This is a genomic window from Bradyrhizobium sp. USDA 376 (assembly GCF_054063675.1).
The window spans coordinates 2108855-2121369 of the sequence record NZ_JBSSGN010000001.1 but is presented as its reverse complement, the minus strand read 5'-3'; the positions used below and the strand labels follow the sequence as shown (position 1 = coordinate 2121369).

Annotated in this window: 15 protein-coding genes and 1 pseudogene; 12 read left to right on the top strand and 4 right to left on the bottom strand. The window is 59.4% G+C overall.

Features of this window, described 5'->3' with window-relative positions; translation table 11 throughout:
• Window positions 1–1616: 1616 nt before the first annotated feature.
• Window positions 1617–2746 (bottom strand): IS3-like element ISRj2 family transposase gene (locus tag ACVJ19_RS09900; protein WP_085967575.1). Its coding sequence is split into 2 segments (ribosomal slippage): window positions 1617–2494 and window positions 2494–2746, totalling 1131 coding nucleotides; the frame shifts between segments, so codons are not numbered across the junction.
• Between the two features lie 103 nt (window positions 2747–2849).
• On the opposite strand from ACVJ19_RS09900, the gene ACVJ19_RS09895 reads away from it, so the two are divergent.
• The 10 genes and pseudogenes from ACVJ19_RS09895 to ACVJ19_RS09850 all read left to right on the top strand — a co-directional run bounded on the left by ACVJ19_RS09895 (window position 2850) and on the right by ACVJ19_RS09850 (window position 9302).
• Entirely contained in the window at window positions 2850–3008 is a 159-nt protein-coding gene (locus ACVJ19_RS09895; RefSeq protein WP_016846393.1) for a hypothetical protein, read from the top strand.
• A gap of 234 nt (window positions 3009–3242) precedes the next feature.
• On the top strand, window positions 3243–3461 hold the full coding sequence (locus ACVJ19_RS09890; protein WP_129964954.1) for a hypothetical protein: 219 nt from the start codon (window positions 3243–3245) through the stop codon (window positions 3459–3461).
• Window positions 3445–4116 carry a bifunctional DNA primase/polymerase gene (locus tag ACVJ19_RS09885; RefSeq protein WP_011090970.1) on the top strand — a complete coding sequence of 224 codons (672 nt, stop codon included), beginning with the start codon at window positions 3445–3447 and terminating at the stop codon, window positions 4114–4116. The genes ACVJ19_RS09890 and ACVJ19_RS09885 overlap by 17 nt, the downstream gene beginning before the upstream one ends.
• A 13-nt stretch (window positions 4117–4129) precedes the next feature.
• Window positions 4130–4465, top strand: a complete 336-nt coding sequence (locus tag ACVJ19_RS09880; RefSeq protein WP_161536874.1) for a hypothetical protein — start codon at window positions 4130–4132, stop codon at window positions 4463–4465.
• Between the two features lie 14 nt (window positions 4466–4479).
• Complete coding sequence (locus tag ACVJ19_RS09875) at window positions 4480–5907, top strand: phage/plasmid primase, P4 family (protein ID WP_011090968.1); 1428 nt, start codon at window positions 4480–4482, stop codon at window positions 5905–5907.
• A gap of 401 nt (window positions 5908–6308) precedes the next feature.
• Window positions 6309–6860: a hypothetical protein gene (locus ACVJ19_RS09870; protein ID WP_014498619.1), complete on the top strand. Its 552-nt coding sequence runs from the start codon at window positions 6309–6311 to the stop codon at window positions 6858–6860.
• A 197-nt stretch (window positions 6861–7057) separates the two neighbouring features.
• The gene (locus ACVJ19_RS09865; RefSeq protein WP_453949204.1) at window positions 7058–7591 is read left to right on the top strand and encodes a hypothetical protein; all 534 of its coding nucleotides are present in this window, start codon (window positions 7058–7060) and stop codon (window positions 7589–7591) included.
• A gap of 8 nt (window positions 7592–7599) precedes the next feature.
• On the top strand, window positions 7600–8148 hold the full coding sequence (locus tag ACVJ19_RS09860) for a hypothetical protein (RefSeq protein WP_223153797.1): 549 nt from the start codon (window positions 7600–7602) through the stop codon (window positions 8146–8148).
• 196 nt (window positions 8149–8344) lie between these two features.
• Window positions 8345–8835: pseudogene (locus tag ACVJ19_RS09855) on the top strand (HK97 family phage prohead protease).
• 101 nt (window positions 8836–8936) lie between these two features.
• Window positions 8937–9302, top strand: coding sequence for a hypothetical protein (locus ACVJ19_RS09850; protein ID WP_014498622.1), 366 nt, complete (start codon window positions 8937–8939; stop codon window positions 9300–9302).
• Between the two features lie 3 nt (window positions 9303–9305).
• On the opposite strand, the gene ACVJ19_RS09845 is transcribed toward ACVJ19_RS09850, so the two are convergent.
• Window positions 9306–9485 (bottom strand): DUF3892 domain-containing protein, encoded by a 180-nt coding sequence (locus ACVJ19_RS09845; protein WP_071916953.1) that lies wholly within the window; start codon window positions 9483–9485, stop codon window positions 9306–9308.
• Here ACVJ19_RS09845 and ACVJ19_RS09840 point away from each other — a divergent pair.
• The gene (locus tag ACVJ19_RS09840; RefSeq protein ID WP_011090961.1) at window positions 9463–10869 is read left to right on the top strand and encodes a hypothetical protein; all 1407 of its coding nucleotides are present in this window, start codon (window positions 9463–9465) and stop codon (window positions 10867–10869) included. The genes ACVJ19_RS09845 and ACVJ19_RS09840 overlap by 23 nt on opposite strands.
• Before the next feature lie 16 nt (window positions 10870–10885).
• A complete protein-coding gene (locus tag ACVJ19_RS09835; RefSeq protein WP_011090960.1) occupies window positions 10886–11089 on the top strand; it encodes a cold-shock protein in 204 nt (67 codons plus the stop codon).
• A gap of 385 nt (window positions 11090–11474) precedes the next feature.
• Here the strand turns inward: ACVJ19_RS09835 and ACVJ19_RS09830 are convergent, their stop codons facing one another.
• Window positions 11475–11702: a hypothetical protein gene (locus ACVJ19_RS09830; protein WP_223153796.1), complete on the bottom strand. Its 228-nt coding sequence runs from the start codon at window positions 11700–11702 to the stop codon at window positions 11475–11477.
• 554 nt (window positions 11703–12256) lie between these two features.
• Window positions 12257–12481, bottom strand: a complete 225-nt coding sequence (locus ACVJ19_RS09825) for a hypothetical protein (RefSeq protein ID WP_154694125.1) — start codon at window positions 12479–12481, stop codon at window positions 12257–12259.
• Window positions 12482–12515 lie beyond the last annotated feature (34 nt).

Sequence of the window (12515 nt, the reverse complement as noted above, 5' to 3'; positions counted from 1 at the left end):
CCCTTACCAAGGAGGATAGAGCGCGACGAACAGCCCGAGGCCGGCAAGAAGTATTGCCCACGCGACGGCCTGACGATTGCGAAGCGAGCCACGGTTCATTTGCGAGCCTTCTTACGAGACTTTCGCGTAACCGAGGCCGCAGGATTTGACCCGTCGAACACAATGACGTCGAAGAGCGTCTTCGCGTCATCGGATAGGATCCCCAACCAACATCGCTTCTAATTCGGCGGCTGTCGTTGGGACAATCCCACCATTCGGCCGAACAGGCATAGTCGACACTTCATCTCAGAAAAAACCAAATAGCCTCCCATAGGCCCGGGCGACGGGCTCGGTGCCAGGCGTCGTGCGTCGCTCGCTGTCGGGGCGTCATCGCGGCCAGGCGCTCGGCGCGCTGTTTGGCATATCTCTGTTGCTGCCGAACCTTGCGGTTGAACCGCGTCGCGCCGGCAGGTGTTGAGGCGTCCCCGTACTGTGGCAGATGCCAAGCCTTTCCGATCCGAAACGACAGATACGCATGCCCCTTGACGACGTTGCGCTCGACGTTTGGTGGCAGTTTGCGAGGCATGGCCTACCTCTCCCAACCAACATCGGCGTCAACGCCGGTCGCGTGCTCTTCCCCGTGGTGAGGCAGAGCGTCGATCGCGCTCGAGTTCGCGAACGTCCCAAGCCAGTCGTCTCGTACCCGGAATGACCCGCGGCTTGGGCATGCTTCCCGCCGTCACGAGAAGGTCAAACGTGTTCGGGCTAACCGAGGCATATGCTGCGGAGGCCTCACGATCGATTAGGCGCGGCGGCAGAGTTGGCGGCAATGCAGCTTGACGTGCCACTACCGCTTCTCCCCATCCTCCATTTCGAGAGCGACTGCCCCAACTCGGAGATCGGCTGCTTTTAATGGCGGCATTCCGCCGCTTCGCGGCGCTGACGACAGAAAGAGCATTGCGGTCATCATGCCAATGATGTGCAAACAGGTGTGTAATATGAATGGCCCTCTGGGGCTATCTAGCTGATTTTATTGTATTATTTTCTTTAAATGGCGCTCCCTAGCGGAATGTAACCACAGGTAATGATGAGATTTCCTATTATATTTCAATATGTTAAAATCTTGCCGTTTCGACGTGTATCTACGCGGTGTATCTACTTTTTGGGTCGGTAGCCGACTCGGCTACCGAAACTAACGAGTCGATGAGGGGCGGTAGAGCGCAAACCCATAACTATACAACTTGTAACAAAACTTGATTTGACTTTTCGTATTGCGGTTGAGGTCCCGTTCTGCTATGTACCACTCATGGCGACGTTGCGCGATTCGAGGGCGCGCCCGTGACTGCCTGACGGACACCTTGTCCGTCATCGGCTCATAGCCGAGGTAATGCAGCCGCTCAGCGGCAACGCTAACCGAAAATTCCCACACCCATGACCACTTTAAATGCGTCTGCGGTTACCGCTGATCGCCTTGACGCGGCCCTCGACCTCAGAGCTGGCCCCGGTTGTTTGGACAGCGCCGCGCTGGATTTAAGTGGATTCCTGCCGGGTTATGCTGAACGCGGGGCTTTACGATTTTGTCGTTGCGTCGGGAGGGCGTAGCCCGACCAGAGCGACGACAAAATCGTCGGCGACGGTCATGCGGCCATCACCATAGCTTGCGTGCCGAAGTAAGCCTCGTCGGGCGTGCGCCCGTCAAGGCTCGAGTGAGGGCGTCCCTGATTGTAGAAGGCCAGATACTTGGCAATTGACGCTCGCGCCTCGGACACGCTGTCGTAGGCGCGGAGATAAACTTCTTCGTATTTGACCGTGCGCCAGAGCCGCTCGACAAACACGTTGTCGCGCCAGGCGCCCTTGCCGTCCATGCTGATGGCGATCTTCGCGTCCAGCAGCACATCGGTGAACTCGAGGCTGGTGAACTGGCTGCCCTGATCCGTGTTGAAAATCTCGGGTCTGCCGTGCTTCGCCAACGCCTCCTGGACCGCTTGGACGCAGAAGGCCGCCTCCATTGTGATCGAGACGCGATGGGCCAGGACCCGTCGGCTGAACACATCGACGACCGCCGCGAGATAGACGAAGCCACGCCGCATCGGAATGTAGGTGATGTCCATTGCCCACGCATGGTCGGGCCGCTCGATCTTCAATCCGCGCAACAGGTACGGGTAGATCTTGTGACCCGGAGCCGGCTTGCTCGTGTTCGGGCGACGATAGACCGCCTCGATCCCCATGCGCTTCATCAGCGTCGCGATGTGGCGGCGACCGGCGTATACGCCCTCCCGCCGCAGCAACGATCGCAGCATACGCGCTCCCGCGAAGGGATAATCGAGATGCAGCTCATCGAGCCGACGCATCAAGGCAAGGTCCTCGGCCGAAACTGGCCGAGGTTCATAGTAGACCGTGCTGCGAGCCAGCTTCAGGACCTTCGCCTGGCGCACGATAGAAAGATCATGACCGCGGTCGATCATCGCTTTGCGCTCAGCAGGCCCGCCTTGGTGAGCGCGCCGGACAAAAAATCGTTTTCCAACGCCAGCTCGCCGATCTTGGCATGTAACGCCTTCAAATCGACCGGCGTCTCGGCCGATGTCTTGTCATGCCCAAACACGCCGGCGGCGCCTTCCAGGAGCTGGTTTTTCCAGATCGTGATCTGGTTCGGATGAACATCAAACAGTTGCGCCAGCTCCGCCAGTGTCTTGTCTCCTTTGACCGCAGCCAAAGCAACCTTCGCCTTGAATGCCGGAGAATGCGTCCGGCGGCTCTTCTTCGTCATCTTCGCTCCTGATTCGCAGCAAGAATCCTCGCCGCTGTCAGGCAGAAAATCCACTCAAGCTACTGTCCGAATTTGCGAGGCCAGCTCTCTCATCGCCGAGGTGATGGTGCTGCACGACCGGCCGGGCTTCGCGCCCTACGTCGAACGCCTGGAGCGGGAGCTTGCCGCTATGCAGTCGAAGGATGACGTGATGACACGCGCGCGGCGGCGGCTTGCTGCCCGCGGCGCAAACGATAACGGCAAGTCCAAGGTAGCTGCGTGAACAACAGCCCCGCGTCGCCCGCCAAATATCTGCAGCGCGACCTTTAGTGTCACGCCCGAAAAATCTCACTACTCATCACACACTACGAACGGAGGAATTGTGTGCAGCCACAACTCAATTTCCACCACAACTTCAGAGAGCCGGTCAAGATCCCCGGCTCGTTCAACCTGTATTACGATCCGGTTCAGGTCGACCGGCAACTGACTAAGCTTCTGATCGAGGGAGACCCGGAATATGAAAATCCTCGCCACTCATTCGCCGCTCGGTGCTGACGTTGCCCTTGCGGACGTCGAAGTCTGCGAAGGGGTGAAGTTGTTCGGCGTGCGCATTGTGCGTGCGGCCGATGGATCGCATCGAGCTTACGCGCGCGGGGCTGCGCTTTCGCCCGCGATGGTCGAATCAATTTCATCTCTCGTTTTAGAGGGCGATTGCCAACATGCGGGCCACGCTTAAGCGCATTATCCACCTTCGTCGCAGCCTTATTGCTTACGGATACCGTCCCGTCGCGTGTAGTGGCAAAGCCGCTGTCATGGGTAACTGGCAGCGCTCGCGGTGGTCCGCTGCGCAAATGGAAGGCATCGCTCGCAACTATCCGGACGCCACAAATACGGGTCTGCTCTGCGGCGAACTTGTGGGGCTTGATGTCGACACGCCGGACGCTGAGACTGCCGACGCTATCCGCGCGATGGTGATGGAGTTGCCGGGGTCGGACAGAGCGCCGTATCGGATGGGCAAGGCACCGAAGACCCTGTTCGCATTCCGCGCCACCGAGCCTCGCGAGAAGCGCGCAACAGGCGCCTACCTGATCAACGGCGCCAAGTGTCAGGTCGAGGCGTTTGGTGAACGCACGCAATTCGTGGCGTTCGGAACGCATCCCGATACGGGCCGACCTTACGAATGGTTCAACGGTTCGCCGGCCGAAACACCGTTGGCCGAGCTTCCGGAAATCACACCAGAGGCGATCGACGAATTGTTGGCTCGGGCGGAGGCGTACTTCGCCGAGCGCGGGACGCTGATTAAGCCAGCCAGCAAAGCCAGTGACCGCGGCCCGGTGGTAGTCGATAGTGACCACCCGTGGGCTGACACATCAACGCCGCGCGTTGGCTAGCCTCGATGCATGGGTGCCGGAGCTTGGACTCGAAGATCTGCGCAAGTACCAGGGCGGCTTCCACGCTGTTGCATCCTTCCGCCCCTCGATCAACTCGAAGGTGAAGAAGCGAGGCCGCGCGCTGAATATCCAGCCCAGTGGTATTGTCGATTATTCGGCTGGAAACGCCGGCTACTCGCCGATCAACATGGTTTCAGTCAGCCTCAGCATGTCCGCGTCAGAGGCCGCCGAGTGGCTGCGTAAACGAGTTGGCGGCGGCGATGACACCAAGCCAGTCAGCGTTGCTCGTCTTCTTACTCAACCCGCCAGGCGTGCCGCAGCGCGTCGATCAACATCAACTTTGTCCTGAAGGGCGATTGCTGAATGCAAAATGCAATTAAAACCGACGCGTCCAATTCAACCGTTGAAGCCCGCGATGAGGAGCCTGTCGCAGCCAACGACAACAAACCCGCATCTAATCCCGGCACTTCGGTAACCGAGGATAGTGTTGCGTATATATTCGCGAGCACCTATCGAGACACGCTGCGCTTCTGCCACTCCACTGGCGCGTGGTTTGAATGGGATGGTTCGTACTGGCGCAGGAACGAAGTCGGCCTTGCGGCTCACCATGTTAGGGTGATGGCCCGCGATATGTCACAGGGCCTGTCTCCGAAGGCGCTCGCGACTATACGAAAGCGTTCATTCGCTTCAGGAGTCGAGGGGTTCGCTCGCAATGACCCAACCTTCGCCGTCACGATCGAGGCTTGGGACCGCGACCCGTTTCTGCTCGGAACGCCAGACGGCACCGTTGATCTGCGTACAGGGAAAATGCGCGCTGCCGACCCTGCAGATGGCATTACCAAACTAACGTCCACCGCGCCGTCTGCCCAGGCAGACTGTCCACTTTGGTTGCGATTTCTTCAAGACGCGACTGGCGGCGACGGTGAAATGATCCGCTTTCTGCAGCAGTGGTGCGGCTACTGCCTTACGGGCGACACGCGCGAACATGCACTTGTCTTTGTGCATGGCGACGGCGGTAATGGGAAATCGGTTTTTCTCAACACCACTAGCTATATTCTGCACGATTATGCGACTACGGCGTCAATGGACACGTTCGTTGCCAGCCGCAGTGACAGACACCCGACAGACTTGGCGATGTTGCGCGGTGCGCGTCTAGTCAGCGCCAGCGAGACAGAGGAGGGCAGGGCTTGGGCCGAGTCGCGAATAAAACAGATGACGGGCGGCGATGCGATTTCAGCGCGCTTTATGAGGCAGGACTTCTTTACGTTCCAGCCGCAATTCAAACTGTTTGTGGTTGGAAACCACCAGCCAGCACTGCATAGCGTCGACGCCGCAGCCCGGCGGCGATTCAACATCGTGCCGTTCACGCGAAAGCCGACGAAGCCGGATCGTGAACTTGAAGCAAAGCTTCGCGGTGAGGCGCCCGCCATTCTGCGGTGGATGGTTGATGGGTGCCGGGACTGGCAGCGCAATGGTTTGGTGCGACCTGCATCTATTGTTGAGGCGACCGAAACGTATTTTGCCGAGCAAGACACGTTCGGCCAGTGGCTGAAGGATGCTTGCCGAGTTGAGCCGGACAATCGTAGCATCTCAGACTTCGTCGCGGATCTGTTCAAATCGTGGACCGATTATGCTGAAGCATCTGGCGAGCGCCCCGGAAGCCAGAAGGGATTTGTCCAGTCGCTGACCAAGAGTGGCTTCAAGAAGGGGCAAAGGGTACGCGGCGGACAACTCTATATCGGACTGCAACTGCTTAGGCAGGCCGAGAAAGAACCTAGCGTGCGCGATTGAGCACGGATCGCGCACGGGAAAACGAAATGATTTCAATGGTCGGTGCTACGTGTGCGACATGTGCGCGATTTTTCCATTATAGGCGCTTCGCGCGCGCGTGTAGAGAGTCATACGTGAAAATCACGCACATCGCGCACACCGCGCACGGCGGCGGGGTCTAGCTGATCTCTCCCGCCGTTCACATAGGGACCCGCGCCCCCAGGAAAACATCTCCGAGTGCAAAATGAAAACCAAAACATGGGGCGGGGATATAGCAAATCCCTTGGATCCCGCGAGCCGCCCGAACCAGTGGCCGAGTTACGTATAACTTTTTTTGATTGTTTGATTATTCGATCGGCACGCAGATGCCGACGCACAAGACCGCAGAAGCGGTCAGGTACGCTCGTCACGAGAGACAACCAATGCAACACGCAAACGACAACGACCAACCCATAGCAGCCGACCATGTTACCGAGGTCCGCCCGCGCCCTGGCGAGCTGAACCGCATTCTACACCGCCGCTTCCCCGGTATGGGGCCGGCCCATGGCTGGCAATTGGATGCGGCGGCGAGGGCGACGTTTAATGCGGATATGTCCAAGTGGTTTGGTTTGGACGGGCGATGGCATTCAACTGCCGAGCAATATCGCCAGAGCAAAGGCAAGCGCCGCACCAAACAGGCGGCCACCCCCAACAAGCCCGGCAAGCCCGCCAGGCCAGAGCTACTGGATTGGCAGCAGGACGTGGGCGCACCGTACTCCAGGTGGTCGCATGCAGTTGCGGAGGGCGCTGAATTTCTTGCGGGCCGCACCGCCCCGGCGACAAGCGGCATTCGGCTCATGCAATTCGGTGCCGTTGAGGACGCCATGATCCGGGCAATCGACGCCAAGCGATTCCTGACGCAGGTGGCCAATGATAATGAGCCCGACATTCGCAGGAACAGGCCGCGCCGGAGGAAAATCGCGCTGGCGGCTTAAAATCCAGTTTTCGCCATAGTTGGGAACGTATCACCTTGAAGACCACGATTTGTGGTCTGACGTGACGTGCACTCGGCGCGCTGGCCACCACCCGGCGTCGCCACTTTTTCCCGGCCCTGAGCCGCGAAGCCGCTGCATGCGGCGTTTTATTTAACCCTCCAATCGCAATTTCCAATCCTGAAAGGAGAGCGGCCCCAATGGCCACTTGGAATCACGTGCTCGACGCGATCGAGCGTCATCTTGATTTCCCGCGCTCGCGAAGCACCGGAATCGCCAGGCGTTTGCAGGAAGCCGGAATCTTGCCTTCCGGCGCACCGGGCGTTGCGCCTGAGCTAGACGAGGACAATGTTCTCGACCTCGTTGTTGCGCTCGCCTCTGACACCGAGTTGCACACCGCTGTTGACGCGGTCCGCGCCTACCACGCGATGACACCCGGTAGTGTCAACCTGGATGGGGCCCCGCAGTCGATTCCCAACGCGCCGATCGCTGTTGCGATTTTGGTCGAGGACGCACGCACTGGCGTCGCGGAGGCGCGAAAATCTCAGGTTGCCGTATCCTGCAATTGTAGAGCCGTCGCGATTCACAAACCTGATGGGTCGGTCAGTCGCTTCAGTCAGCCGGGCGCTCATTGCGCTCACTGGCAATCCAATGGCCATCACAAGTCAGTCACCATCAACGTCGCCGCTGTGACCGGTATCATTGATGCATTGTTTGGAAAGGTTGTTGCCTAATGGCTCCGTTGAAGACGAAGACCACCGACGAATTCCGCGTCCCCAGCCTCGCGGAGGCCGACAGCTCGTACGCCGACCTGATCGCGAAACGCGTGGAATTGGAGCAGAGAGACTCTAAGCTCAACAGCGAGCGCTCGAAACTGCGCGGTAAGATCGAGGCGGGCAGGGCGGCTTTTGGGAAACATATCTCGCCCGGCGTGGCCGCGCTGCTTGGTGACGATCCTACTGACAGCATTGCCGATCTGTCGCGGCAGCTCCGCGAAGTCACCACGGAGATAGCAAACATCGAGTCAGCGCGGGAGGTCCTGCATAGGCGCACAGACGAAGCGCGGAACGTAGCCTCCAAGCTCGTGTGCTTCACCGTGATGCCAGAGTACCAGCGCCGTTTGGGTGCGGTATGTGAGGCCGCTCGCGCGTTGGAAGCAGCCAAGCCCGAGAAAAGCACGACGCGCTGCTGGACGATCTGGAGCGCGAGGATGTGCGCCTCGGTTATCTGCGGCCAGTGCGCGCGCACTTCTTGGGCGATCGGCGCGAAGGCCGCGCTTTTTACTTTTTGAAGGAAGTGAAGGAGGCGGGCCACAATGTCTAAGGGATCCGAACGCACTTCCGATGTGGCCGACCGAAAGCCAGTTCGGCGCCGTGTAAAGATGCCTGGCGAAAGCCGACACTCCGAGTGCTCGGACTCACCAGCCGTGATTGCGCGCAAGTTGATGCAAGCGAAACGCGAGAAACGATTGCGGGTGACGCAACGCAATGGCTGAAACCATCTCAGGATTCGCGATTTCCTGGAATCGGCCGGCCATCATCGCGGGGCTCTTCGAGGAACGCTTCGCGCGCGGCGCATTCGACAAGCACATCGCGCAAAATCCAGACGTCGCCGCGCTTTGCAGTCATGATGTCAGCAGGCCTCTGGGGCGCATCAGCAACGGCACCCTCAAACTACGTTCGGATAACGTCGGACTCTACTACTCGTTAGAGCCGCATCCTGATGCGCCTTTAGGGCAGGAGGCCTTGGCACTGTCAACGAGGTGAGCGTGTCGTTTACTCCAGTTGTCGAGGAGTGGGACGACGGTGGCGACATTCCGAAGCGCCTCATCACCGAGGCCAAACTTTTCGAGATCAGCTTGGTCCTGTGGGGAGCCTACGGCAAGGACACCTCAGCTCAGATCAGTCGAGCATCCAGCAACAACCAGGCAGCACGACGGCGCGTTGAAGCGAAGATGCGGGCCCGCGGCATCCTTTAAGCGCAGGGGGAGGGGTGGGTCAGATCCCTCCCACTGCCGCCACTAGCTACCGGCGGCCCCCCATTTCACGCGCATCTGCAATTCGGACCCCCAGGGGCAAAATGCCACGACCAAGAAAGCCGGCCGCCAAGGCGCTGGTTGAAGGCCGGCACATCATCAATGCTGGCCGCTATAAACGCAACGATCCAACCGGTGCCGAAATCGGCGCTCCACCCACTTGGCTAAACGAGCAACAGGCCAATGCATGGCGTGAATTCGCCAGCGAGTTGCCATGGCTCAATGCATCTCACCGTTGTCTTGTCTCCATCGCATCAGTCTTGCGCGCTCGCCTGCAAAGCGGCGCGGAGATGGGTACAAAATCGCTCAGCCTACTGAGGCTGTGCCTAAGCAGTATGGGCGCGACACCGGCCGATGCGAGCAAGATCAGTTGGGCGCCGGCAGAGGAGGCGGACGATTTACTTGACTAAAACTCACGGACACTCCGGCAGAGCTAGTAGGTTATCGTTGTAGTAGCCGTCAGCGTGAGTTCGAACATATTTTCCGTTCGGGCCGCTAACGACGCCAACGTCCGCGCGCTTACCGCCGACCAACGTAAAGAATGTATTGGTCCCGTTCTCGATCGATCGAATGACCTCCGATCTCGGCCACACCAACCACACGCCTCCGAATGCGACATACTGGCAATTGCTGGCGTCGAAGGGGGATGCTGGCGCCACGGGCTCAACCGGTGCTGCGGGGGCCAACGCCCCCACGTATGGCGGCACTTCGACCACGTCGCTCGCTATCGGCACCGGATCCAAAGCGTTCACCACGCAGGCCGGCCTCGCCTATCAGAATGGCGCTCGCGTGCGGGCTAGCTCGGCGGCGAACACGGCGAATTGGATGGAAGGCCTCGTCACCTACAGCGGCACGACGCTGACCATGACGTCCGACAAGACCGGCGGCAGCGGCACGCTCGCGGACTGGAACTTCAACGTGGTGGGCCAGCCTGGGGCTGGTGATCTGTCGAGCGCCAACAATCTGTCGGACGTGGCGAGTGCTCAAACGTCACGTGGCAATCTCGGGGTTCTGTCTCCGCCGCAAGGTCGCCTGACCCTGGTGAGCGCAACGCCCGTGATGACGACGACGCAGAGCGCCAAAACGACGCTGTACTATGCGCTCTACAACGGCAATCAGGTGCCAATCTATGACGGCACCAAACTCACGATGACGACATTTGCCGAGTTGTCGATCGCGACGACCGACATCACCAAGAACCCCGCGGCGATCGGCGCCAGCAAGGTCAATGACTGGTTTGTCTGGAACGACAGCGGTACGCTGCGGCTGCCTCACGGTCCCGACTGGACAAGCGACACGGTGCGCTCGGCTGGAACGGCGTTGGGCCAGGTCAATGGTATCTGGCTCAACAATCAAGCCATCACCAATGGGCCGGCAGCGTGGCGCGGAGGCACCACGCGCAGCAATGCATCGTCGCAACTTGATTGGATTCTTGGCGGTTCGGGGTCTGGCGGTGTGGCTGGGTACCTCGGCGTGTGGAATGCCTATAACCGCGTGACGGCATCCGCAGCGGCGATCGATAGCGGCCTCGCATACACCTATTCCAGCGCGACCGTGAGGCAGGCGAGAGCGTCCGCAGGCAATCAGGTGTCGGCTGTATTCGGGCTGGCCGAAGATGCGACGCAGATTTCGTATGCATCACGCATTGGTCTGGTCACGAACTCAGCAGCCGCGGTTTCCGGTATTGGCGTGGATGCGACCAACGTTTTCATTGGTCAGGGGGTTCTTGCAGGCGGACGAATACTACTCAGGTCGGTGGAGCAGCCGCGTACGCGGCTCCGCCACTATTGGGTTTGCACGTGTTCTCAGCCAACGAACAGGGCGATGGCACCAACGCCAACAACATCAACGTGGCAGGTCAGAACGCGCTTAGCGTCCTGGCGAGGATGTAAGATCGGTGCCACCCGTATGGCCTGCGGACGCGCGTCGCGACAAGCCATTCTTTTGTCGGAGTCGCGCACTACTTTTCATTTTTGAAAAATGGAGAAGTAAGGTGGCAATTGGGACAGTGAAGTGGTTCAACCCAACAAAGGGGTATGGGTTCATTCAACCGGATTCCGGCGGCAATGACGTCTTTGTCCACATCTCCGCGGTTGAGAAGGCTGGTTTTACTTCGCTCGCAGAGGGCGCAAAAGTCAGCTTCGACATCGTGAAAAATCGCGGAAAGGAGTCGGCGGAAAATCTACGAATCGAGTGATGCACCACCCATTGTGTTGCTCAACAGAAAGGCCGCAGTGGTACGCCGCTGCGGGCGGCCGAGGAGATCGATCGGAATCGGCCGATGGATAAGGCGCTATTGTTCGCGTGGGCGTGCGCTCTAATCCTCTTGGTACTGTTCGTCGCGCTGTACCTTCCTTGGTAGTAAGTTGCCGATGGCGACTCGCCACGGCGCTGCCTGCGATCCGAGACTGATTGCCAAGTCACCGCCCACAATCCTGGTAGTTGCTCTAGGGCATTCGTCCGGAGGATACGTTGCCCGGTCAGCTTCTCCCTCCCTTGAGGCTGACCGGGCGAAGTTAGTGGCGCGCGCGATAGGGACAGCGCTTTATCGGTCCACCCCAAAGCACCGAGTCACGTGGCCGCTAACGTTCCCGCTGTTTAGGTCGCGCGGCTGCCACCGTGAGCCCGGTGTGATCCTTGAGGCTATCGATTACCTTGAGCGCGGCTTCGAGTTCATCTCGAAGACGCTTCGTAATCCGCAGAATGCCGCTCGCGAGCTCCTCGCGGCTGATTTCTGCACCGTGAGCAACTTTTTCTTCGAGGTCGCGTATAGCTTCGTCGATCTTGTGCAGCGAGAATGTGCTAGGCATCATCCGGCTCCGTCCTGATTAAGGGGCCGGCATCCGCCGACCCGCAGCGTAAAAATGCGTCCGCTACACGGTTTAGTAAAGCGGGTGGTGTTGCGGGAAAATCTGTCCCCATCTCGCGTCTGAGCGCCTCGAATTCGGATAAGGTCGAAAGAGGGCAATCCGCCACCGCGTCCATTTTTGAGCAGATAACTTCAACCCGGGATCGCCAATCGGCCAGCTGTTCTTCAGTTCGCTGTGGCGCGTACGTGTCTTCTGCCGGTGTATGGCTTGGCCTACGGACGTAGTCCGTGAATGCTTGGATTGCCGCTACCACTTCGGTCCTAGGCACGGCGGTTACTCCTATGAGCGGAGCCAGCTCGAACATTTGCAGGCCGAGCACTTTGATATGGCATGCACGCGGGGGCGCGACAACCCACTGGTACTGGTAGGTGCTTCCAGTCCTTCTCAGCGATACTCCTTGGTGGCACCAGGGGGGAATTTTGGGCCCCTCGGGAGCAAAGGTGGCCAGCCCTGCCAATCCAAGGGGCGAAGGCTGGCCACCATCGCTTGCGACGTCACCACACAGGGTAGCTACAGGCCAATGGATGCACATATTCGAGCAGCAAATCACGTCCCTGCGGTCCCAAGCGCTTGCGGTGTTTGCAGCCAATCAGGCCAGCGCGGCCGATCAGTCTTTGAGCCAAGCAGATCGCCAAATCGCGACGTCTAATGCCGAGGAGGCTCGACAGCTTGAAACCCAACCTCGGGCCGAAGGAGGCGCGGAAGATCGCTGCACGCATACGCGCTCTTCTAGGAGAGCCGCGTGTGTGCCAA